17 protein-coding genes are annotated in these 22,724 nt (G+C 54.4%); 3 read left to right on the top strand and 14 right to left on the bottom strand.

The window, feature by feature from the left end; genetic code table 11:
- Positions 1-96: 96 nt before the first annotated feature.
- The 13 genes from fusA to VA597_RS08555 form a co-directional block, all read right to left on the bottom strand.
- Positions 97-2,178, bottom strand: a complete 2,082-nt coding sequence (gene fusA, locus VA597_RS08615; protein ID WP_128742372.1) for an elongation factor G — start codon at positions 2,176-2,178, stop codon at positions 97-99.
- Positions 2,179-2,218: 40 nt separating this feature from the next.
- The gene (rpsG, locus tag VA597_RS08610; protein ID WP_205703216.1) at positions 2,219-2,689 is read right to left on the bottom strand and encodes a 30S ribosomal protein S7; all 471 of its coding nucleotides are present in this window, start codon (positions 2,687-2,689) and stop codon (positions 2,219-2,221) included.
- A 159-nt stretch (positions 2,690-2,848) separates the two neighbouring features.
- Positions 2,849-3,277: a 30S ribosomal protein S12 gene (gene rpsL / locus VA597_RS08605; RefSeq protein ID WP_128742371.1), complete on the bottom strand. Its 429-nt coding sequence runs from the start codon at positions 3,275-3,277 to the stop codon at positions 2,849-2,851.
- Positions 3,278-3,408: 131 nt separating this feature from the next.
- Positions 3,409-6,951 (bottom strand): DNA-directed RNA polymerase subunit beta', encoded by a 3,543-nt coding sequence (gene rpoC, locus VA597_RS08600; protein WP_128742370.1) that lies wholly within the window; start codon positions 6,949-6,951, stop codon positions 3,409-3,411.
- 17 nt (positions 6,952-6,968) lie between these two features.
- The gene (gene rpoB, locus VA597_RS08595) at positions 6,969-10,724 is read right to left on the bottom strand and encodes a DNA-directed RNA polymerase subunit beta (RefSeq protein WP_326975645.1); all 3,756 of its coding nucleotides are present in this window, start codon (positions 10,722-10,724) and stop codon (positions 6,969-6,971) included.
- A 288-nt stretch (positions 10,725-11,012) separates the two neighbouring features.
- Positions 11,013-11,420, bottom strand: coding sequence for an RrF2 family transcriptional regulator (locus VA597_RS08590; protein WP_326975644.1), 408 nt, complete (start codon positions 11,418-11,420; stop codon positions 11,013-11,015).
- Positions 11,421-11,435: 15 nt separating this feature from the next.
- The gene (rpoD, locus tag VA597_RS08585) at positions 11,436-12,524 is read right to left on the bottom strand and encodes an RNA polymerase sigma factor RpoD (protein ID WP_326975675.1); all 1,089 of its coding nucleotides are present in this window, start codon (positions 12,522-12,524) and stop codon (positions 11,436-11,438) included.
- A gap of 16 nt (positions 12,525-12,540) precedes the next feature.
- Positions 12,541-14,298 (bottom strand): DNA primase, encoded by a 1,758-nt coding sequence (gene dnaG / locus VA597_RS08580; protein ID WP_326975643.1) that lies wholly within the window; start codon positions 14,296-14,298, stop codon positions 12,541-12,543.
- A gap of 32 nt (positions 14,299-14,330) precedes the next feature.
- Positions 14,331-15,326: a deoxyguanosinetriphosphate triphosphohydrolase gene (locus tag VA597_RS08575; RefSeq protein WP_128742365.1), complete on the bottom strand. Its 996-nt coding sequence runs from the start codon at positions 15,324-15,326 to the stop codon at positions 14,331-14,333.
- A 76-nt stretch (positions 15,327-15,402) separates the two neighbouring features.
- Positions 15,403-16,029, bottom strand: coding sequence for a YigZ family protein (locus tag VA597_RS08570; protein WP_128742364.1), 627 nt, complete (start codon positions 16,027-16,029; stop codon positions 15,403-15,405).
- Positions 16,030-16,150: 121 nt separating this feature from the next.
- Positions 16,151-16,615 carry an IS200/IS605 family transposase gene (gene tnpA, locus VA597_RS08565; protein WP_128742353.1) on the bottom strand — a complete coding sequence of 155 codons (465 nt, stop codon included), beginning with the start codon at positions 16,613-16,615 and terminating at the stop codon, positions 16,151-16,153.
- A gap of 187 nt (positions 16,616-16,802) precedes the next feature.
- Positions 16,803-17,006, bottom strand: a complete 204-nt coding sequence (rpmE, locus tag VA597_RS08560) for a 50S ribosomal protein L31 (RefSeq protein WP_128742363.1) — start codon at positions 17,004-17,006, stop codon at positions 16,803-16,805.
- Between the two features lie 88 nt (positions 17,007-17,094).
- Positions 17,095-17,847, bottom strand: a complete 753-nt coding sequence (locus tag VA597_RS08555) for a M15 family metallopeptidase (protein WP_326975642.1) — start codon at positions 17,845-17,847, stop codon at positions 17,095-17,097.
- Between the two features lie 257 nt (positions 17,848-18,104).
- Between VA597_RS08555 and pyk the strand changes: the two genes are divergently transcribed.
- The 3 genes from pyk to VA597_RS08540 all read left to right on the top strand — a co-directional run bounded on the left by pyk (position 18,105) and on the right by VA597_RS08540 (position 21,017).
- Positions 18,105-19,865, top strand: coding sequence for a pyruvate kinase (gene pyk / locus VA597_RS08550; protein ID WP_128742361.1), 1,761 nt, complete (start codon positions 18,105-18,107; stop codon positions 19,863-19,865).
- Between the two features lie 86 nt (positions 19,866-19,951).
- Entirely contained in the window at positions 19,952-20,761 is an 810-nt protein-coding gene (locus tag VA597_RS08545) for an alpha/beta fold hydrolase (RefSeq protein ID WP_128742360.1), read from the top strand.
- A 43-nt stretch (positions 20,762-20,804) separates the two neighbouring features.
- A complete protein-coding gene (locus VA597_RS08540) occupies positions 20,805-21,017 on the top strand; it encodes a ferredoxin (protein ID WP_128742359.1) in 213 nt (70 codons plus the stop codon).
- Positions 21,018-21,052: 35 nt separating this feature from the next.
- Here the strand turns inward: VA597_RS08540 and ilvD are convergent, their stop codons facing one another.
- Positions 21,053-22,714 carry a dihydroxy-acid dehydratase gene (gene ilvD, locus VA597_RS08535; RefSeq protein ID WP_128742358.1) on the bottom strand — a complete coding sequence of 554 codons (1,662 nt, stop codon included), beginning with the start codon at positions 22,712-22,714 and terminating at the stop codon, positions 21,053-21,055.
- Positions 22,715-22,724 lie beyond the last annotated feature (10 nt).

Below are 22,724 nucleotides of genomic sequence, written 5' to 3'. Positions count from 1 at the left end.
AGATCCTCCTTTTTATTTATCTGAACTCAATAAAAATTTTCATTATGCTTAACATTCTAGCAATAAAGATGCTAAAAAGCAAGCACATTTTACTGGTTATTCCGATTTTTTGCTGCGCGAAGTAACGATCTTCTCCGAAATGTTTTTCGGGACTTCGGCGTAGTTTCCCGGTTCCATGACATACTGTCCGCGCCCCTGCGTTCTGGAGCGAAGATCCGTCGCATAACCGAACATTTCGGAAAGCGGGACCATCGCGCGAATCTGCTGCGCACCCGGAATCGCATCCATGCCTTCAATCATGCCGCGGCGGGAGTTAAGGTCGCCCATCACGTCGCCCATATAGTCCTCCGGAACCGTGACGTTGACTTTCATGATCGGTTCCAGGATGACCGGGTCGGCTTTCGTCATCGCTTCCTTAAAGGCCATCGAACCGGCAATTTTGAAAGCGAGCTCAGAGGAGTCGACTTCATGGAAAGAGCCGTCGTACAGCGTCACCTTGGCGTCCACAACCGGATACCCGGCCATGACGCCGGACAGCATGGCTCCCTGGATTCCCTGGTCGACCGCTGGGATGAATTCCTTCGGAATCGCGCCGCCGGTGACGGCATTGACAAACTCATACCCTTTGCCGGGATTCGGTTCCAGTTTGATCTTGACATGACCATACTGACCGTGACCGCCGGACTGTCTTGCGTACTTTGTTTCAACATCGGCAAGGCGCCGGATCGTTTCCTTATAAGCGACCTGCGGTTTGCCGACATTGGCCTCAACGTGGAACTCGCGGAGCAAACGATCGACTATGATCTCCAGATGCAGCTCGCCCATTCCTGCGATGATGGTCTGGCCGGTTTCCTCATCCGTATAGGCTTTGAACGTCGGATCTTCCTCCGCCAGTTTGGAAAGGGCAATACCCATCTTTTCCTGACCGGCCTTGGTCTTCGGCTCAATGGCGACGCGGATCACAGGATCCGGGAACTCCATGGATTCCAGGACGATCTTGCGCTTGGGATCGCAGAGAGTGTCGCCGGTCGTGGTGTTTTTCAAACCGACGGCCGCCGCAATATCGCCTGCGTAAACCGTTTCAAGGTCCTGCCGGTGATTCGCGTGCATCTGCAAAATGCGGCCCATTCTCTCGTTGTTGTCCTTCGCGGAATTGTAAACGGTGGAACCGGCGTCCAGTTTGCCGGAATAAACGCGGAAAAATGCCAGCTTGCCGACAAAGGGGTCCGTTGCAATCTTGAAGGCAAGAGCCGCAAACGGTTCGTCGTCGGTCGCATGGCAATCCTCTTCCTCTCCGGTATCCGGATTCGTGCCGCGGATTGCGGGGACGTCGGTTGGCGCCGGCAGATAGGCGATAATTGCGTCAAGAAGTTTCTGCACGCCCTTGTTCCGGTATGAAGTTCCGCAGGTGACAGGCACGAATTTGTTGGCGATGGTCGCCTTGCGGATCACTTTGTTGATTTCTTCCTTCGTCAGCTCCTCGCCGTTCAGGTATTTTTCCATCAGGACATCATCCTGTTCGGCAACCGCCTCGAGAAGCTCTGAATGATATTTTTCAGCGAGTTCCTTCATGTCCTCGGGAATATCCTCGACCTCCATATCCTTGCCCATTTCGTCGTAATAGACGTCGGCTCTCATGTCGATCAGGTCGATAATCCCTTTAAAAGTATCCTCGCTGCCAATCGGGAGCTGAATCGGGACAGCATTGCATTTCAGGCGGTCCCTCATCATCTGGATGGTGCGGAAAAAGTCCGCGCCCATGATATCCATTTTATTGACGTAAGCCATGCGCGGAACACTGAACTGTTCCGCCTGACGCCAGACCGTCTCCGACTGTGGCTCCACGCCGCCCTTTGCATCATATACCGCTACCGCGCCGTCAAGAACGCGCAGGGCGCGCTCCACTTCGACCGTGAAATCCACGTGACCCGGAGTGTCGATAATATTGATCCGATGGCCTTTCCAAAAGCAGGTCGTGGCGGCGGAAGTGATGGTAATGCCCCGCTCCTGCTCCTGCACCATCCAGTCCATTGTGGCGGCTCCGTCGTGTACTTCGCCCATTTTATGATTGATGCCGGTGTAATACAGGATGCGTTCGGTAGTGGTTGTCTTACCGGCATCGATATGAGCCATGATGCCGATATTACGGGTTAATTCAAGTGGTACCTGCCTTGGCATAATTTCCTCCTAAATATACTGAAAATGTGCGGTCCGGCCATTACCAGCGGTAATGTGCAAATGCCCTGTTTGCTTCTGCCATCTTATGCGTTTCATCGCGCTTTTTGGCAGCGCCGCCAGCACCGTTCACAGCATCCAGGATTTCGCCGGCAAGTCTCTCTTTCATCGTCTTCTCACTGCGCTGTCTTGCATAGCCAGTCACCCAGCGAAGTCCCAGGGTCTGCCGCCTTTCCGGACGGACTTCCATCGGGACCTGATAGGTGGCGCCGCCGACGCGGCGGGCCTTGACTTCCAGAGAAGGCATTACATTTTCCATGGCCTGTTCAAAGATATCCAACGGTTCTTTCCCCGTTTTGTCCCTGATAATATCAAATGCGCCGTACACGATCTTCTGGGCAACGCCCTTTTTTCCGTCGTACATGATATTATTGATCAGCCGTGTTACGATTTTGGAATTATAAAGTGGATCCGGCAAAACATCGCGCTTTGCGGTTGAACCTCTTCTTGGCACTTTACTTCCCTCCTTCACAGATATGAATTCATCGGTACTCGAAAGCGACATAACTCCCGTGGCCAGTACAGAGGCGCTCTATATGATCAAACGCCGCTGCAATTCTGTTTTTCAACATGCAGCCGTCAGGTTTCTGTCATCATGTTCCGGCCGGGCCGGTTATTTTTTTGCAGCACCGGCCTTCGGCCGCTTTGCACCATACTTGGAACGGGCCTGCATGCGCTGAGCAACACCCTGCGTATCCAGAGTTCCGCGGATAATGTGATAGCGGACACCAGGCAGATCCTTGACACGTCCGCCGCGGATCATTACGACGCTGTGCTCCTGAAGATTGTGGCCGACGCCGGGAATGTAGGCGCTGACTTCAATCCCGTTGGAGAGCCTGACTCTCGCGATTTTTCTTAGGGCAGAGTTCGGCTTTTTCGGAGTCGCTGTTTTCACGACCGTGCAGACACCGCGCTTTTGAGGAGAATCCTGGTCGATCGGAATCCGTTTTTTTGAGTTCCAGCCCCTTAAAAGCGCAGGAGCCTTCGCCTTTTTCACAGATACTTCTCTTCCAGTATTGACCAGTTGGTTAAAGGTTGGCATATGACACCTCCTAACAAAATTATTTATGTTAAGCCGCCCGGTTTCGGGCGGCTGCAACAACAGACTTCCGCTCCAAAACGGCACTTTTCAGAAAGGCCGATATGGAGCCATCACAATTTTACATTATAAGCCTAAACCGCGCTGTTTGTCAAGTTTTCGCCGGTTGGCTCGATTTCGACATCCCTGTAGCATTTCATGCCGGTTCCCGCCGGAATCAGCTTGCCGATAATGACATTCTCCTTGAGGCCAAGCAAGGGGTCAACCTTGCCTTTAATGGCCGCATCGGTCAGCACGCGCGTCGTTTCCTGGAAAGAGGCGGCGGAAAGGAACGAATCCGTCGCGAGGGATGCTTTTGTAATCCCGAGCAGAACCGGCGTCGCGGTCGCTTCCTGCAGATCGGTTTCCCCGGCCGCGATCCGGTCGCGGACAATCTGGTTTTCCGCTTCCAGCTCGCTTTTTTCAATCAGCGCGCTCGGAAGCAGAGTCGTGTCACCCGCCTCTTCCACGCGAACCTTTTTCAGCATCTGGCGGACAATGACCTCAATGTGCTTGTCGTTGATGTCAACGCCCTGCATGCGGTAAACCTTCTGAACTTCTTCAATCAGATAATCCTGAACCGCCTGGGTCCCGCTGATTGCCAGAACGTCGTGCGGATTCACGGAACCTTCCGTCACGCGGGTTCCAGCTTTGATTTCATCGCCCTCGCTGACAATGATTCTGGAGCCGAAAGGAATCAAATAGGACTTGTTTTCCCCTGTTTCGGAATTTGTTACGACAACGTGGCGGCTCTTCTTGATTTCGTCAAAGGAAACCTTGCCCGCGATCTCACTGATGATTGCAAGATGTTTCGGTTTCCGGCCTTCAAACAGCTCCTCGACGCGCGGCAGGCCCTGTGTAATATCCTCCGCGCTGGCAACGCCGCCGGTGTGGAACGTGCGCATGGTCAGCTGCGTGCCCGGCTCCCCGATGGACTGGGCGGCGATAATGCCGACCGCCTCTCCGACCGTCACAGGCATCCGCGTCGCCAGATTCGCTCCGTAGCATTTTTTGCACACCCCGTGCTTCGCGCGGCAGTCCAGAATGGAACGGATCTTAATTTTCTTGATCCCTCTGGAGGTAATCAGTTCGGCGTCCCGGTCGTCCATCAGTTTATCCTTGGAGACCAGAACCTCGCCGGTCGCTTCATCCACAAAATCCTCCAAAAGATAACGCCCGATCAGCCGTTCGTGCATGGTCTCGATAATTTCCTTGCCTTCCTTGATATCAAAGATTTCAAGGCCCTCGGTTGCGCCGCAGTCGTCTTCCCGGATAATCACATCCTGGGAAACATCGACCAGGCGGCGGGTCAGATAGCCGGAATCCGCCGTGCGCAGAGCGGTATCGGCAAGGCCCTTTCTGGCACCTCTGGAAGAAATAAAGTATTCAAGGATGTTCAGGCCTTCACGGTAATTGGCCCGGATTGGAATTTCTATTGTCTTACCGGACGTATTCGCGATCAGACCGCGCATACCCGCCAGCTGGCGGATCTGGCTCATGGAACCGCGGGCCCCGGAATCGGCCATCATGAAAATCGGGTTGTAGCGGTCCAGGTTTTTCTGAAGGGCGGAGGAAACGTCCTCCGTCGCTTTTGTCCAGGTTTTCAGAACGGCATTATACCGCTCGCCATTGGAAAGCAGACCCATCTTGTACTGCTCGGAAATTGTGTCGATTTTCTGCTCGGCGTCCGCGATGATCTCCTTTTTCTGGGGCGGAATTGTCGCGTCGCTGACGGAAACCGTAATTCCGCTGCGGGTGGAATACTTGTATCCCTGCGCTTTGATCGCGTCCAGAACTTCGGAGGTCTTCGGCACGCCGTGGACCTTGATGCATCTGTCGATGATTTGTCCCAGCTGCTTTTTCCCAACCAGGAATTCGATCTCGAATTTAAACCGGTTTTCCGGCTTGGAGCGGTCCACATAGCCGAGATCCTGCGGAATCGGGCGGTTGAAAATCATCCTTCCAACCGTCGTTTCCACGATCTGGCTTTCCGGTTCGCCGTCAAACACAAGCGTCCTGCGGACTTTTATCTTTGCATGCAGGTCAATGACCTGCTCGTTGTAGGCCATGATCGCTTCATCGAAGTTGCGAAAGTATTTGCCCTCTCCCTTTTCACCGTCCTTATCCAGGGTAAGGTAATAGGACCCCAGGACCATATCCTGGGTCGGCACGGTAACAGGCCTGCCGTCGGAAGGCTTTAACAGGTTCCCGGCCGCCAACATCAGGAAGCGGGCTTCCGCCTGGGCCTCCGAGGAAAGCGGAACGTGCACGGCCATCTGGTCGCCGTCGAAGTCGGCGTTATAAGCGGTGCAAGCCAGCGGATGGAGCTTCAGGGCGCGGCCCTCGACCAGAACGGGCTCAAAAGCCTGAATGCCCAGGCGGTGCAGGGTCGGGGCGCGGTTCAGAAGGACCGGATGATTCTTGATGACGATCTCAAGGGCATCCCAAACTTCAGGCTTGGCGCGTTCCACCGCTTTTCTTGCCGCCTTGATATTGCCGGACGCCTGTGTTTCCACAAGGCGTTTCATCACAAAGGGCTTAAAGAGCTCCAGCGCCATTTCCTTCGGCAGGCCGCACTGGTACATTTTCAGGTCCGGTCCGACCACGATGACCGACCGGCCCGAATAGTCGACGCGCTTGCCGAGAAGGTTCTGACGGAAGCGGCCCTGCTTGCCTTTCAGCATATCGGAAAGGGATTTCAGCGGACGGTTGTTCGGCCCGGTGACCGGACGCCCGCGGCGGCCGTTGTCGATCAGCGCGTCAACAGCTTCCTGAAGCATTCTCTTTTCATTGCGGACGATGATATCCGGCGCGCCGAGCTCCAAAAGCCTCTTCAGCCGGTTGTTCCGGTTGATGACGCGGCGGTACAGATCGTTCAGGTCCGAAGTGGCAAACCGCCCGCCGTCCAGCTGAACCATCGGGCGCAGGTCCGGCGGAATCACCGGAATGCAGTCCATGATCATCCATTCGGGACGGTTGCCGGAAAGGCGGAACGCCTCCACAACCTCAAGGCGTTTCAGGATGCGGACCCTCTTCTGTCCCGTGGCGCTCACAAGCTCCGTCTTTAGTTCCGTGGAAACTTCGTCCAGATCGATCTCGGACAGCAGTGATTTGATTGCCTCCGCTCCCATGCCCGCCTGAAAATCGTCCTCATATTTTTCGCGCATGTCGCGGTATTCTTTTTCATTCAGCAGCTGCTTTTTTTGCAGTTCGCGCACATCTCCCGGGTCCGTCACAATATAAAGGGCAAAGTACAGCACCTTTTCCAGCATCCGCGGAGAAATATCGAGCATCAGCCCCATGCGGGAAGGGATCCCCTTGAAATACCAGATGTGGGAAACGGGGGCCGCGAGTTCGATATGGCCCATGCGTTCGCGGCGGACCTTCGCACGGGTGACCTCAACGCCGCAGCGCTCGCAGATTTTCCCTTTGTAACGGATCCTCTTGTATTTGCCGCAATGGCATTCCCAGTCCTTAGTGGGCCCGAAAATGCGTTCGCAGAACAATCCGTCACGTTCCGGCTTTAAAGTACGGTAGTTGATCGTTTCCGGCTTCTTGACTTCGCCGTGTGACCACTCCCGAATTTTTTCAGGTGAAGCAAGTCCAATCTTTATGGATTCAAAGGTGTTAAATTCCATATTTCGACCCCTTCCTGTCAAGTTTTATCTTCATCGGAATTCAAATCGAACAGATCGTCTTTCTCAAAATCTTCGGAATCGCCCGAAGCGTCTCCTCCATCATCGGAAAAGCCGTCGGATTCGTCAAAAAGCTCACCATCGTCCTCTGTCTCTTCCATAGAGAAGCCCTCAAAGTCACCATCCGCTACCGTCGGCTCGTCGAAGTTTTCCTCCTGAGGATTGAACCCGATGTCGTCGTCTTCATCAAAGTTCTGCTTCAGATCGATTTCATCATTGTTTACATCCAGTACCTTTACATCCAGGGCGAGGGACTGAAGCTCCTTAATCAGAACTTTAAAGGATTCGGGGATCCCCGGCGTCGGAATATTCTGACCTTTGACAATCGCCTCGTAAGTCTTTACGCGGCCGACCACATCGTCGGATTTGACGGTGAGGATTTCCTGCAGAGTGTAAGCAGCGCCGTACGCTTCCAGCGCCCAGACCTCCATTTCACCGAAGCGCTGCCCGCCGAACTGGGCTTTGCCGCCCAAAGGCTGCTGCGTAACGAGGGAATAGGGTCCGGTGGAACGCGCGTGAATTTTATCGTCGACCAGGTGATGGAGCTTCAGGTAATACATATATCCAACTGTGACCGGATTGTCAAAATCCTCTCCCGTGCGCCCGTCGCGAAGCTGAATTTTGCCGTCCGGGCTTCTGCCGGCCTGTTTCAGGCATTCGACGATGTCGTCTTCGTGCGCGCCGTCAAAGACAGGAGTCATAATTTTCCAGCCAAGCGCTTTCGCCGCAAGGCCGAGGTGCACTTCCAGCACCTGCCCGATATTCATACGGGAAGGGACGCCCAGAGGATTCAGAACGATGTCAAGCGGAGTTCCGTCGGGGAGAAACGGCATATCCTCCACCGGGAGGATGCGCGAAACGACACCCTTGTTCCCATGGCGGCCCGCCATCTTGTCGCCGACCGAGATCTTTCTCTTCTGCGCCAGATAGCAGCGGACGACCTTGTTGACTCCGGGACTCAGCTCGTCGTGGCTGTTCTCGCGGGTGAAAACCTTGACGTCCACGACGATTCCGCTTTCCCCGTGCGGAACACGAAGGGAAGTGTCGCGCACTTCACGCGCCTTTTCGCCGAAAATGGCGCGGAGCAGCCGCTCCTCCGCAGTCAGCTCCGTCTCGCCCTTCGGCGTGACCTTGCCGACCAGAATGTCTCCCGCACGAACCTCCGCGCCGATGCGGATGATCCCGCCGTCGTCCAGGTCGCGGAGCAGATCCTCATTGACGTTCGGGATATCGCGCGTGATTTCCTCCGGGCCGAGCTTGGTATCTCTGGCCTCGGTTTCGTATTCCTCAATGTGGATGGAGGTGAACACATCGTCCCGAACGACCTTTTCACTGATCAGAACGGCGTCTTCGTAATTGTAGCCTTCCCAGGTCATAAAGCCGATCAGGGCGTTTTTGCCGAGGCTGATCTCTCCGTCCTTTGTCGCCGGCCCGTCCGCAATCACGTCGCCGGCCGCGACGCGCTCGTTCAGATCGACAATCGGCACTTGATTGATGCATGTTCCCTGATTGGAGCGCATAAATTTAATGACATGATAGGTGTCGGTCTCCCCGTTGTCCGCAAGGATTTTTATTTCATCCGCGGATACGCTCCGGACCACGCCGCTGCGTTTCGCAAGCACGCAGACGCCGGAGTCGACGCCCGCTTTGAATTCCATGCCCGTCCCGACGATCGGCGATTCCGTCTTCAGCAGAGGGACCGCCTGCCGCTGCATGTTGGAACCCATCAGCGCGCGGTTCGCGTCGTCGTTTTCCAAAAACGGAATCATCGCCGTCGCGACGGAAACGACCATCCGAGGCGAAACGTCCATATAATCGGCCTGCTCCCGCTCCACTTCGACAAACTCGTCGCGGTAACGGCCGTTGACCTTCGCGTTGGCAAAACGGCCTTCTTCGTCGAGAGGCTCATTCGCCTGCGCGACAATATAGTTGTCCTCGACGTCCGCCGTCATATAAACGACTTCCTTGGTCACCATGCCGGTCTCTTTGTCCACGCGGCGGAACGGGGCTTCGATAAAGCCGTACTCATTGATCCGCGCAAAGGTAGCCAGATAGGAGATCAGTCCGATATTGGGGCCCTCCGGCGTCTCAATCGGGCACATGCGCCCATAATGCGTGTAGTGAACGTCGCGGACCTCGAATCCGGCGCGGTCTCTCGAAAGGCCGCCGGGGCCCAGCGCGGAGAGGCGGCGTTTGTGGGTCAGCTCCGCCAGCGGGTTGGTCTGGTCCATAAACTGGGACAGCGGAGAAGAACCGAAAAACTCGCGGATCGCCGCGACCACGGGGCGGATATTGATCAGGGAATGAGGCGTAAGGACCTCAAGGTCCTGCGCCTGAAGCGTCATGCGTTCGCGGATCACGCGCTCCAAGCGGGAAAAACCGATGCGGAACTGGTTTTGCAGCAGTTCGCCGACGGAGCGGATGCGGCGGTTGCCCAGGTGGTCGATGTCGTCCAATGTTCCAAGACCGACCGCCAGGCAGTTCATATAATTGATCGAAGCGAAAATATCGTCGATAATGATGTGCTTCGGAATCAGTTCGTCGGCTCTAGCGATGATCTTCTCCTTGATTTCACCGTCATTGGAACTGGATTCCAAAATTTCATTCAGAATTGTGAAACGGACCCTTTCGTTGATCTCACATTCCGCTTTCGCATCGAAGGAAACGAAATTCTGAATATCGACCATCCCGTTGGAAATCACTTTTACCTCGCGGTCCCCAACCTGCACGAAAGCCACCGAAACGCCGGCGTTGTCAAGCCTCTCGGCAAGCTCGCGGGAAACGGCGGCTCCGGCCTCCGCAAGCAGTTCCCCCGTGCGGGGATCCGCGATCGGGCGGGAGAGGACCTGACCGGCAATCCGCCCGGCAAGATTCAGCTTCTTATTGTATTTATAACGTCCCACGCGCGACAAATCATACCGGCGGGCATCAAAAAACAGGCTGTTGATGTGAGCCTGTGCGCTTTCTATGGTCGGCGGCTCGCTTGGGCGGAGCTTCCTGTAAATCTCAAACAGGGCCTCCTCCATGTTTTTACAGGGGTCCTTGGCAATCGTCGCTTCCATCCGTTCGTCGCTGCCGAAATAGTCGCGGATCTCCTCGTCAGAGCCGAGTCCGAGAGAACGGATAAATACAGTGACCGGTATTTTGCGGTTTTTATCAATCCGCACATAAAAGACGTCGTTTGCGTCATTTTCATACTCCAGCCACGCGCCCCGGTTTGGGATAACGGTGGAACTGTAAAGCTCCTTGCCGGTCTTGTCGTACTCCATTTTATAGTAAACGCCCGGCGACCGGACCAGCTGGGAAACAATAACGCGCTCGGCCCCATTGATAACAAAGGTGCCGCTGTCGGTCATCAGGGGGAAATCCCCCATAAAAACTTCGGATTCCTTGATTTCGCCGCTTTCCTTATTGAGCAGCCGCGCCGTGACCCGCAGTGCCGCGGAGTAAGTGGCATCGCGTTCCTTGCATTCTTCCACGCTGTAATTCGGTTTGTCAGTATCCAGCTTGTAGTCGACAAAATCGAGCACGAGATTGCCTGTGTAATCCGTAATGCCGGAAACTTCCTTGAATACTTCCTTGAGTCCCTCGTCAAGAAACCACTGATAGGACTTTTTCTGTACTTCGATCAGATTCGGCATATCAAGGACTTCGTCAATACGCGCAAAACTCATTCGGGTATTTTTGCCAACCCTAACCGGTTTGACATTCACCATTGGCTCAATCACTCCATTCATAGATTTGACATTCCGCGGCATAAATTAAGCACAAAAAGTCTTCATGTATCTTACGGTTTTATTATACTCCGGATAAACTATTGCCTTTTTGCAGGACTTGTGATATGATAAATACAAATCATACTGCGTATAAGTTTCCATGATGATGCAGTATATTATTTTATTACAATATATGGTGGTTGTCAAGTAATTTTTTGAGCTGTCATTAATATTTTATATAATAACAAAAAGCCGGGGGATAAACTCCGGCTTTTTTATGTGCAATCCCTACGGATTCTTTTTTTTGCAGTTCGCAGGCCCAAATGTATAGGATTCCAGTCTGTTTCTCACAATTGACGAAATTTCGTCATAAATTTCATGAAAGCGGCAGCAAGTGTCGTGGGTGCAGCTGTAATCGTCCTGCTGGCAGCGGCTGAGCATATAGGGCCCTTCTACTGATTCAATGACTTGACGGAGTGTGATTTCTTCCGGTGGACCGGCCAGTATATAACCGCCATGCGCACCTTTGTAGGACACAATCACCCCCGAAGCGACCAGCTTTCGCAGTATTTTCAGGGCAAACCGCAGGGGGACGCGGGTACGCTCCGAAAGGGTCCGTGCGTCGATTTTCTGTTCCGACTGCGCCAATTCTTCCACAATGCGGACCGCGTAGTCGGCTTCAAGCGTCAATACCATAATGAAAAACCGTCCTTAATCCAGAAAGTCTTTCAGCTTTTTGCTGCGGCTGGGATGGCGGAGCTTGCGGAGCGCCTTCGCCTCGATCTGGCGGATCCGTTCCCTTGTCACATTGAATTCCTTTCCCACTTCCTCCAGCGTGCGGGAACGCCCGTCCTCCAGGCCGAAACGCAGGCGAAGAACTTTTTCCTCCCGCGGGGTCAGCGTGTCAAGCACGTCGGCCAGCTGCTCTTTCAGCAGCGTGTGGGAAGCGGCGTCCGCCGGCGCGGGAGCGTCGTCATCCGGGATAAAGTCCCCCAAATGGCTGTCCTCTTCCTCGCCGATCGGCGTTTCCAGTGAAACAGGCTCCTGCGCAACGCGCATGATTTCGCGGACCTTTTCCACCGGCATATCCAGTTCAAAGGAAATTTCATCCGCTGTCGGCTCATGGCCGTTGGTATGCAGCAGCTGGCTGGAAACTTTTTTCACCTTGTTGATGGTTTCCACCATGTGAACCGGGATCCGGATGGTTCTGGCCTGATCCGCGATGGCGCGGGTGATTGCCTGGCGGATCCACCAGGTCGCATACGTGGAAAATTTAAAGCCCTTGGTATAGTCGAATTTTTCCACCGCTTTGATCAGTCCCAGATTTCCTTCCTGAATCAGATCCAAGAACTGCATCCCCCTGCCGAGGTAGCGCTTCGCGATGCTGACAACCAGACGCAGGTTTGCTTCCGACAGTCTTTTTTTTGCCGCCTCGTCCCCGCTTGAAATGCGGATCGCAAGGTCGATTTCTTCTTCCGGCGTCAACAGGGGCACCCTTCCGATTTCCTTCAAATAGACCTTGACCGGGTCGTCGATTGCAATCCCTTCCGTGCTGAGGGTGGATTCCAGGTCTTCACTTTCGGCTATTTTAGGGTCGATCTCAAGATCGTCCAGCGGTTCGTCGCCGAAATCCTCAACGATTTCCACTCCTTGGGACTCCAGCGTATCATAGAATTTTTCTATTTGCTCCGGATCAAAATCCAGTTCGCCGAGAGCATCAAGAATTTCCTTTGTGGAAAGCTGTCCCTTGGACTTTCCCTGCTCGATCAGTTCCCTGATCACCGTTTTCTTGTCAGGCATCGCCATATTTGTCCCCCTATTTCTTCTGCTGCCTTAATCTTTTAAGGTAATCCTCTATTTCCTCAGCCCGTATCGATTCGTCCCGGTTAATCATTTTTTTATCATTTTCCTGGGAAATAATACTGATGTATTCCTGCACATCCTGCCCTGTCAGCGTAATGCCGTCCTGCGCCGCTAAAATCCGTGCGATAGATGAAATTTCATCCATGGTAAATTCTTCCGACAGTTCCGCAAGGCCGACTGACTTTCCATCTGTAATTCTGCCCACAATTATCGCATATACACGGCGGTTAAACGCCGTAATGAATTTTTCAGGCGGCAAACTGAAGGTTATTTTTCCGGCAGATTCGGGAAATTTCAGCAGATGAGCGATCAGCGCTTCCTCCGCAACCGCCGCGCGGAGATTTTCCGCCTTTTCCGGGTTCACGCGGTCCTGCAGGCCGGCGGCCTGCCGCTGAGCCGCCTGAAACTGCTTTTTGATCTGCTTTTTCCGGTTTCTTTTTCCAAAAACCTGAATCTGGCTCATCACTGCAGAGGTAGCAATTCCCGCCTCCTGCGCGAGGCGCCCTGCGTAAACCTCCTGCTCGATGCGGTTCTCCAGGGTGGAGAGAATGGAGGAGGCGGCGTTGAGGTATTCAACCCGCTGCTCCGGGTTCTGCAGATTCCGGCCCTGCTTCGCTTTTTGCAGACGGTATTCCACGTCATTGCCGCAGGAATCGAGAAGCTGCTTGAATTTGACCGGCCCGTTCGCCTTTATGTATTCGTCCGGGTCCTTTCCTCCCTCCACCGTCAGCACGCGGACAATCAGCCCGGCGTCCCGCAGAATCGGAATGGCCCGCGAAGCGGCCTTTTGTCCCGGCTCGTCGGAGTCATAGCAGACGACAATTTCTTTTGCATACCGGGCCATGAGCCGCGCCTGCGCCGGGGTCAGCGAGGTGCCGAGCGTGGCCACCGCCTCCTGGAATCCCGCCTGATGCAGCGCGATCACATCCATATATCCTTCGCATAAAATCAGCCTGCCCGTGTTGCAGTTCTTGGCAAAATTAAGGGCGAAAAGCATGCCTCCCTTGCTGAACGCGGGCGTTTCGGAAGTATTCAGATATTTCGGCTTGTCATCTCCCAGGGTCCTTCCCCCGAACGCCACCACATTGCCCCGCAGGTCGATGATCGGAAACATGACCCTGCCGAAAAAGCGGTCGACCGCTTTCCCGTTTCTGCTTTGAAACGCGACGTTGGCCAAAATCATTTCGTTTGGCGTATACCCCTTCCGTTCGAGCAGATCAACCAAGGCGAAACGGGAAGCCGGGGAGTACCCAAGCCCGAAATGCCGGACCGTTTCCGGCTTCAGGGCTCTGCGGCCGAAATATTCCCTGCCCTCGCGGCCCGCGTCCGAGTTCAGCACGGAATAGTAAAACCGGGCGGTCTCCCTGTTGATTTCCATGATGCGTGTGCGCAGCCTGGCCATTCCGTTGTCGGCCTCCGCCTCCGGGACCTGCATCCCGGCCCGCTGCGCCAGAAACCGGATTGCCTCCATATAATCGAGATTCTCGATCCGGCGGACAAAGGTAATCACATCGCCGCCCGCGCCGCACCCAAAGCAGTAAAACGAACCGTTTTCGGGATAAATGTTGAAAGACGGCGATTTCTCGCTGTGAAACGGGCAGAGCCCGACCAGATTTCTGCCGCTGCGCTTCAGGCTGACATAACTCGACGCAATCTCCGCAAGATCGCTCCGAGCCTTCAATTCCTGAAGAAATAATTCCGGCAACGGCATATTCCCACCTCCCTTTTCGGTCACCCGGCCATCTAAAACCTCCAGGAGGCCGGAATGTAAATCGATTTAAACAGCTCAACGGCATAATGGTCCGTCATTCCCGCGATAAAATCGCAGGCCGCCCGCGCGCAGCCCTCCTGTTCCGCAATCCTGCGCATATCTTCCGGCAGGTTTTCCGGTTTCTGCAGGAACCCGAATAAAATACCGATCAAATTTGGAACTTTTCGTTCCTCCCCTTTCGCATAAGGGTTTTGATAAACGCTGCGGTACATATACTCATTTAAAAGATCAAACGCTTCTTGAATCTCCGGAGCCATCCGGACGGTTCCTTCTCCGCTGTTCGCCACCACGGAGCGCACCAGCGTGTCGATCCGTTTTGACTTTTTGTGGCCAAGCACCTCGGTGATTTCCGGCGGAATCTCTCCCTCCGTCAGCACCCCGGCGCGTTCGGCGTCGTCGATATCATGGTTGAGGTAAGCGATCCGGTCGGCCGTGCGGACGATCCGCCCTTCCATCGTCACCGCCTCCGTGCCCGAAGTATGACACAGAATCCCGTTTCGCACCTCTTTGGTCAGGTTCAGGCCCCTTCCGCCCTTTTCAAGCCGCTCCACGACCCGCACGCTCTGTTCATAATGCCGGAACCCACCCGGAACAATCTCGTTCAGAGCCCGTTCCCCCGCGTGCCCGAAGGGGGTATGTCCCAGATCGTGCCCCAGCGAAATGGCCTCCGTGAGGTCTTCATTCAGGCACAATGCGCGCGCAATCGTCCGCGCGATCTGAGCGACTTCCAGCGTATGGGTCAGGCGCGTTCTGTAGTGGTCCCCCTCGGGGGAAAGGAATACCTGCGTTTTATGCTTTAACCGGCGGAAAGCCTTGCAGTGGATGATCCGGTCCCGGTCTCTTTGATACGGAGTCCGCAGATCACATTCCTCTTCAGGTACTTTGCGCCCCGCCGAATTTTTCGAAAGCATCGCATAAGGTGAAAGGGTCTGCTCTTCCAGCTTTTGTACCCGTTCGCAAACCGTCATCAAAGACTCCCCTTTCCGTGCGCTCACAGCATTATACGCGAATTCTCATTCTTTTCCTTTACCTGAAATAAAAAAATCAGCTGAAATCAAAATATTTTTGAGTAATTACCGCTGCCGAACATGCTCCGCAGGTTGCGTCGGACAAAGCATCTTTGAAATTTTTTATATTTCCGTTTTCCATGTAAAAGCGGATCCGCACGGACTCGGTGTAATCGGACTGCTCAATATTTCCGCCGTGCTGAGGAATCAGCGCGCAGACGAAAGAATACTGTGCGTAGCTGCAGCAAACCTCCAGCACGGAGCAGAGCTTCATCACGGCGATCCCGGATTGCTCCAGCGCAAGCGAAGCCGCATGGGAATATGCCCGCACCAGGCCGCCGGTTCCAAGCAGGATGCCCCCGAAATAGCGGGTGACGACAACCGCCGCGTCCGTAACCCCGGATTTCCGCAGCACATCCAGCACCGGCAAACCGGCAGTCCCCTGCGGTTCCCCATCGTCTGAATGCCGCGTGATATGTCCCTGCCTGAGGCTATAAGCGTATACGTGATGATTTGCGTCCCTGCGGTGGGATTTCACTTCCTGAAGAAAGGCGGCCGCTTCTTCCTCATTGGATACGGGCGCGCAGTCGCTAATGAATCTGGAACGGCGTTCCGTGAACTCCGCGGAGGCGGCAACTTTCAGCGTCAGATATTCTTCCTCCATTCCGCTTCCCCCTAAATAGTTACCCCCCGGCAAAGCCGGGGGTTCTTCATATGCGGGCAAAGCCCTGTATTACTGGCTGCGCCTCAAGGCGCTGGTACGGTCTGCCAATTGCAAAAGTTTGTTACTTGCTACCCGTAAACGGGTCTGCATACTCCTTAAGCGTCATCTGGTCTTCAACCTGATCTTCTTCCAATTGATTTTTGATGTACTCAGCTATTGCTTTGTCATTTTTCCCTGCCGTATCTACAAAATAGCCTCTACACCAAAATGTCCGGTTCCCATATTTGTACTTCAAATTCGCGTGCCGCTCAAATATCAGCAAAGTGCTCTTTCCTTTGATAAATCCTACGAATCCGGAAACGCTCATCTTCGGTGGTATTTTTACCAACATGTGTATATGATCCGGACACACCTCTGCTTCCATGATTTCCACCTGTTTCCAGTTACATAACTCCCGCAGTATTTTTCCTATCTCAGCCCGCATATTTCCGTACGCTACTTTTCTACGATACTTGGGTGCAAACACTATGTGGTATTTGCAATTCCAGCTCGTATGGTTTAAACTATCTATATCATTCGTCTTCATGTCGAATGTGCCTCCTTTTGATATGTTTTGTTGCAGTTGGCAGACCGCAGCTTTTATTATATCAAAAGGAGGTTTTTTACTATTATCACCGCTAAAGCTTTTTTTGAACTCCCGGCACAGCCGGGAGTTTTCGTATTACAAAAAGAATAGACGGCGTTTTCCGCCGTCTATTCGTACCAAATTGGCTTTACTTGTCGAGACCGTAGCGCCTTTTGAACGTATCTACGCGACCGCTTGTATCAACCAGCTTCTGCTTGCCCGTAAAAAACGGGTGGCATTTGGAGCAAATTTCAACACGGATGTTTTCCTTTGTGGATCTTGTATGAATCACATTTCCGCACGCGCAGGTAATCGTAGTATCTTTATACTGCGGATGGATCTTTTCCTTCATTCCTGTCACCTCTTTATCAGCCATACTCCATACTGAGATGATTATATCACACCGGAAAATCGATTGCAAGAATTATTTCCTCCGGATCTCAATTTTGCGACTGTTTGCTCAAATAGGCGGCATATTCCTCCAGACACATGGAGTACTCCCGCATTTTTACGGCGTTGCCCGTGCCGACGTAACGGAAATGACCGGGCTGAAACTCCATGCCCGTCAGCGATTCCTTCTCGCTGGGAAAGCGAAGAATAAAACCGTAATACACACTGTTTTCAGAGAGCCAATGATATTGCTTGGCAGACGCAAAATCATCGCCCTGTTTTCCGTCTGCAGAAAATGTGACGGCCAGGCCGGTTTGGTTTTCACTGTAGCCGCCCTTGCCGACCGTATTCAGCGCCTGGTTTTCCGCACGGACACGGGACAGATTTCCATTCTTCATGAGCCGCTGAACCTCATCCTCGTAAAGGCGGTTCTGCCCGTCGGAATCCACATATCCCCCGGAGAGGGTCAGCGGGCAGCCGTCCGTCCGCGCCTTCTCCATCATCTGTTTCAGCGCCGGCACAATCCTCTCATCGACCTTCTGCCCCTCAAAATCCGCTAGCCGGACCTGATACCCCGACGGCAGGGGGTTCGATTGATTGACAAGCATCAGGCTCAGCGAATCGCTGTAGACCGGCAGGCCGCCGGATTTGGAGGGATTCATTTCAGAAAGCGCCGTTGAACTGCCGCTCGCCGGCGGCTCAAACAGCCCGCGCATCCGGGACCACGCCAGCAAACTTCCCGCTGCCAGAGAAAAAACGAGCGTAATCACGATGACCGTCATAAAGATCCTGATCTTTTTCATCTGGTTCTGACTGTGCCACTGAGCGTGTGTCTTTATTATTTTTTCCCGCCGCTTCCGCATTTGCTCCATCCATCCCGCCATTTCTTCTTTTTCTTATTGTATAACTTATCCGAAATGAATGCAACAGCAGGATCATTTTCAGAAGCCGTGCCAATTTATCGGCATTCGATTGATTTTTCTTCGTGATTCTAGTATGATTAGACTGTAAAAATAGGTAAATGATGCAAATAAGCAGTAATGGAATGAGGCTGCAGAAAATGAGGAAAACAAAAATTGTATGTACTCTGGGTCCGGCCACAAAAGACGAAGAAAGTATCCGGAATCTGATGCTTTCCGGAATGAACGTCGCCCGTCTGAATTTTTCGCACGGGGCCGGAACGGATCAGAAACCCTACGTTGATCTGGTCAAAAAGCTTCGACAGGAATTGGATCTTCCAATTGCTCTGCTGCTCGACACCAAGGGGCCGGAAATACGGATCGGCAGTTTCGGCAAGCCGTCCGTTACCCTAAAAACAGGGAACCGCTTCATCCTGACCACGCGCGATGTCACAGGGGACGAGCAGTGCGTCTCCGTCACATTCGACCGTCTGCCGCAGGAGGTCCATCCGGGTACGACCATTTTAATCGACGACGGTCTGATCGAGCTGAAAGTGGAATCCTGCACGGAAACGGATATTCTCTGTACCGTGGACAACGGCGGAACCATCTCCTCCCACAAGGGAATCAACGTTCCCGGCGTCCGCCTTTCCCTCCCCTTTATCAGCGAAAAGGACCGCCAGGATCTCGCGTTCGGCGTAGCGGAAAATTTCGATTTCATCGCCGCGTCCTTCACCCGCACCGCGCAGGACATTATAGAACTTCGCTCGGAGTTGCAGAAACTCGGCTGCCACAGCATCCGTATCATCGCTAAAATTGAAAATGCCGAGGGCGTTCAGAATATCGACGACATCATCAGGGTTTCCGACGGCATCATGATCGCCAGGGGCGACATGGGAGTCGAAATCCCCATGGAAGAAATTCCGATCATACAGAAAAAGCTGATTAAGAAAGCCTCCAATGCGGGGCTCCAGGTCATCACCGCGACGCAGATGCTGGACTCCATGATCAAGAACCCTCGCCCGACCCGCGCGGAGGCGACCGACGTCGCCAACGCGATTTACGACGGCACAAGCGCAATTATGCTTTCCGGGGAAACCGCGGCGGGACTGTACCCCGTGCTGGCCGTAAAAACCATGGCGAAGATTGCGGAACGGACGGAAAATGATATCAACTACATCGAACGGTTCAAAAAACGCGATTTTGACGAGCAGCCCAACGTTACCTCCGCCATTTCGCACGCGACCTGCACGACGGCGTACGACCTGGGCGCCGTCGCCATTATCACGGTGACGAAAACCGGTCGCACGGCCCGAATGATTTCCAAATACCGCCCCTCGCACCCCATCATCAGCGGAACGACGGAGCCGACCGTGCTTCGCCAGATGAGCCTCTCGTGGGGGGTCGTCCCGATCCTTGTGGATGAAAAGGACAATACGGACGAGCTGTTCGACCACGTGATCAACACGGCGAGAAAACGCGGCCTGGTGCGGGACGGCGACCTGGTGGTCATCACGGCCGGAGTTCCCCTCGGCGTTTCAGGGACGACGAATCTTTTGAAGGTCCAGCTGGTTGGCGACGTTCTGGTATCCGGCAGAGGCGTTTCAAAGGGAAGCGTATGCGGCAACCTTTGCGTCTGCAGGGATGAAGAGGAAGCAAACAAACGCTTTAAAGACGGGGATATTCTCGTTATTCCCGAAACTTCAAACGAGATCCTTCCCATTTTAAAAGCGGCCTCCGCCATCATTACGGAACGCGGAGGCGCGAATTCGCATGCCGCGATCGTGGGATTGACGCTCGGAAAGCCCGTGATCGTCGCGGCTCAAAACGCCACGCAGCTTTTGAAAAGCGGCACGGCCGTCACGGTGGATGCGGGCCGCGGGATCGTCTTCAGCGGGCGGAAATGCGAAAAAAGCGAATAAAGCCTCTTTTGGCCGGTGAAGTTTTTTTATCCGTGTAATTTCTATTTTTCCTTCGCAGCGCATACATGTGTTCCGGAGGTGAAAACATGTTTTATGTCAATGTGGAACGCGGAGTAAAACTTGCGGTGTACGATTTGAATCCGGCCGGCAGAAAAACGGTCTTTCTGATTCACGGATGGCCGCTGAATCACAGTATGTTCGAATATCAGCTCGATCTTCTTCCAAAGCTTGGGTTCCGGTGCATCTCTGTGGATTTGCGCGGGTTTGGAAATTCAGACGCGCCCTGGGACGGCTATGACTACGACCGGCTGGCCGACGATATCCACGAAATCATCCGGATGATCGGCGTTTCGACAATGGCGCTTGCCGGATTTTCCATGGGCGGCGCAATCGCCATCCGATACATGGCGCGGCACAGGGAATATAAAATTTCCCGGCTGGCCCTGCTCTCCGCCGCGGCCCCTTGTTTTGTCAGCCGGGAAGGGTGTTCCGGCGGGCTGCCGCTTGAGCAGGTCAATTCCCTCATCGCTCAGATCAGCCGGAACCGCCCGCAGGCAATATACGACTTTGGTCAGAATTTTTTCGCACAGCCGATCACACCGCCGTTTGGGGAATGGTTCCGCTCCATCACGCTTTCCGGCCCCGGCTACAGCACTCTGAAAACGGCGGAAACGCTGAGAGATGCCGACCTGCGGGCCGACCTCAGTCATATTACGGTTCCGACCGGGATTTTTTACGGTGTTTTGGACAAAATATGTCCGCAAGAACTTCCGCTTGCCCTGAACCGCGGAATTCGGAATTCCAAATTATTCCGGTTTGAAAAAAGCGGGCACGCTGTCTTTTATGATGAACTGGAAAAATTCAACCAGGAGTTTTCCAGTTTTCTGACCGGCTGAACCGCGCCCGCCGCACAGGGTGCGGAAACGGAGGAAACCGTCTATGATTGCGCAATTGGACCGAAAAAACTGCATCGGATGCGGTTTGTGCTCTTACACCTGCCCCGAAGTGTTCCGGATGGATGACGACGGCTTTGCAAGAATCATACGCGAACAGGTTCCAAAGGAAGCCGAACGGTCCGTTCTGGTGGCACGGGATGAATGCCCCGTATCCGTGATTTTTGTAGAAAAAGCCGCACCAAGCAAACAGCCCTGACCCGGTCCCGGGTCAGGGCTGTTTGTAAAATTGCGTCAGCACTTCGGAAGCTCCAGCACGGCTCCGCGGTTGCCGGAAGTGACCAGCGCGGCATATCTCGCAAGATATCCGCTTGTAATTCTGGGTTTTCTCGGCTTCCATTCCTTTCTGCGGGTTTCCAGCTCCGCGTCGCTCAGCAGAACGTCGATGCGGTTGTTGGGAATGTCGACGCGGATCCGGTCCCCGTCGCGAACCAGAGCAATCGGCCCGCCGACCGCCGCTTCCGGCGACACATGGCCGATCGCGGCCCCCCTGGTGGCTCCGCTGAACCTCCCGTCGGTGATCAGGGCGACGCTGCCGCCGAGGCCGCGCCCCATGATCGCGCTGGTGGGATTGAGCATCTCCCGCATGCCGGGTCCCCCCTTGGGGCCTTCGTACCGGATGACCACAACGTCTCCCTCGGCGATTTTCCCGGAATCGATTGCCTCAATCGCATCCTCCTCGCAGTCGAACACTTTCGCCGGACCTTCGTGTACCATCATTTCGGGCGACACGGCGGAGCGTTTGACCACGCACGAATCGGGGGCCAGATTGCCGCGAAGGACGGCGATCCCGCCCGTTTTGCTGAACGGATGCTCCACGGGACGGATAACCTCCGGATTCCGGTTGACGGCGCCCGCGATGTTCTCCCTCACCGTTTTTCCCGTGCAGGTCATCAGATTCGTGTCCAAAAGCCCCAGCTTGTCGATCTCATGCATGACGGCCGGAACGCCGCCCGCCTCGTTGAGTTCCTCGATGTAAGTATGCCCGACGGGCGCCAGGTGGCACAGGCAGGGCGTGTGGTCGCTGACTTCATTCGCGAAATCAAGGTTCAGCTCGATGCCGCACTCGTGAGCGATCGCCGGAAGATGCAGCATGCTGTTGGTGCTGCACCCGAGCGCCATGTCGACTGTCTCCGCGTTGCGGAACGCGCCTTCCGTCATGATATCGCGCGGACGGATCTCTTTGCGCAGGAGCTCCATCACCTGCATCCCTGCGCGCTTTGCCAGCTGGATCCGTTCCGAATAGACCGCCGGAATGGTTCCGTTGCCCGGCAGCCCCATACCCAGGACCTCCGTCAGGCAGTTCATGCTGTTTGCCGTGTACATGCCGGAGCAGGAGCCGCAGGTCGGGCAGCCGTTGTTTTCAAACTCGCACAGCGTCTCTTTGGAAATCCTTCCGGTATCGCATTCCGCGACCGCCTCCGAAACGCTGGAGAAGCTGACTTTTTTTCCGTTCACTTTTCCCGCCAGCATGGGTCCGCCGCTGACAAAAATCGTGGGAAGATTCAGCCGCGCCGCGGCCATCAGAAGGCCGGGAACGTTCTTGTCGCAATTCGGGACCATGACGAGGGCGTCGAACGCATGCGCCAGCGCCATGGATTCGGTGGAATCCGCGATCAGCTCGCGGGAAACCAGCGAATACTTCATCCCCTGATGACCCATGGCAAGACCGTCACAGACAGCGATTGCGGGGAAGACGAGCGGGGTTCCGCCCGCCATGGAGACGCCGAGCTTGACGGCCTCCACCACCTTGTCCAGGTTCATGTGCCCCGGAACGATTTCATTGTAGGAACTGACGACGCCGACCAGCGGGCGGTCGATCTCTTCATTGGTCAGGCCCAGCGCGTGGAGCAGCGCGCGTTTCGGCATGCTTTTTCTCAATGCATCACTGTTCATTGACAACACC

The organism is Caproicibacter sp. BJN0012 (assembly GCF_035986805.1).
Classification (GTDB): Bacteria; Bacillota; Clostridia; order Oscillospirales; family Acutalibacteraceae; genus Caproicibacter.
This window is presented reverse-complemented; position numbering and strand designations above follow the sequence as displayed.

Coding starts and splice junctions, on each gene's coding strand:
- fusA (WP_128742372.1), bottom strand. CDS start 2,178: ATGCCAAGGCAGGTACCACTTGAATTAACCCGTAATATCGGCATCATG.
- rpoC (WP_128742370.1), bottom strand. CDS start 6,951: ATGGAATTTAACACCTTTGAATCCATAAAGATTGGACTTGCTTCACCT.
- VA597_RS08570 (WP_128742364.1), bottom strand. CDS start 16,029: ATGGAGGAAGAATATCTGACGCTGAAAGTTGCCGCCTCCGCGGAGTTC.
- VA597_RS08555 (WP_326975642.1), bottom strand. CDS start 17,847: ATGAAAAAGATCAGGATCTTTATGACGGTCATCGTGATTACGCTCGTT.
- VA597_RS08545 (WP_128742360.1), top strand. CDS start 19,952: ATGTTTTATGTCAATGTGGAACGCGGAGTAAAACTTGCGGTGTACGAT.
- tnpA (WP_128742353.1), bottom strand. CDS start 16,615: ATGAAGACGAATGATATAGATAGTTTAAACCATACGAGCTGGAATTGC.
- VA597_RS08575 (WP_128742365.1), bottom strand. CDS start 15,326: ATGACGGTTTGCGAACGGGTACAAAAGCTGGAAGAGCAGACCCTTTCA.
- dnaG (WP_326975643.1), bottom strand. CDS start 14,298: ATGCCGTTGCCGGAATTATTTCTTCAGGAATTGAAGGCTCGGAGCGAT.
- pyk (WP_128742361.1), top strand. CDS start 18,105: ATGAGGAAAACAAAAATTGTATGTACTCTGGGTCCGGCCACAAAAGAC.
- rpmE (WP_128742363.1), bottom strand. CDS start 17,006: ATGAAGGAAAAGATCCATCCGCAGTATAAAGATACTACGATTACCTGC.
- rpoB (WP_326975645.1), bottom strand. CDS start 10,724: ATGGTGAATGTCAAACCGGTTAGGGTTGGCAAAAATACCCGAATGAGT.
- VA597_RS08540 (WP_128742359.1), top strand. CDS start 20,805: ATGATTGCGCAATTGGACCGAAAAAACTGCATCGGATGCGGTTTGTGC.
- rpoD (WP_326975675.1), bottom strand. CDS start 12,524: ATGCCTGACAAGAAAACGGTGATCAGGGAACTGATCGAGCAGGGAAAG.
- ilvD (WP_128742358.1), bottom strand. CDS start 22,714: ATGAACAGTGATGCATTGAGAAAAAGCATGCCGAAACGCGCGCTGCTC.
- rpsL (WP_128742371.1), bottom strand. CDS start 3,277: ATGCCAACCTTTAACCAACTGGTCAATACTGGAAGAGAAGTATCTGTG.
- VA597_RS08590 (WP_326975644.1), bottom strand. CDS start 11,420: ATGGTATTGACGCTTGAAGCCGACTACGCGGTCCGCATTGTGGAAGAA.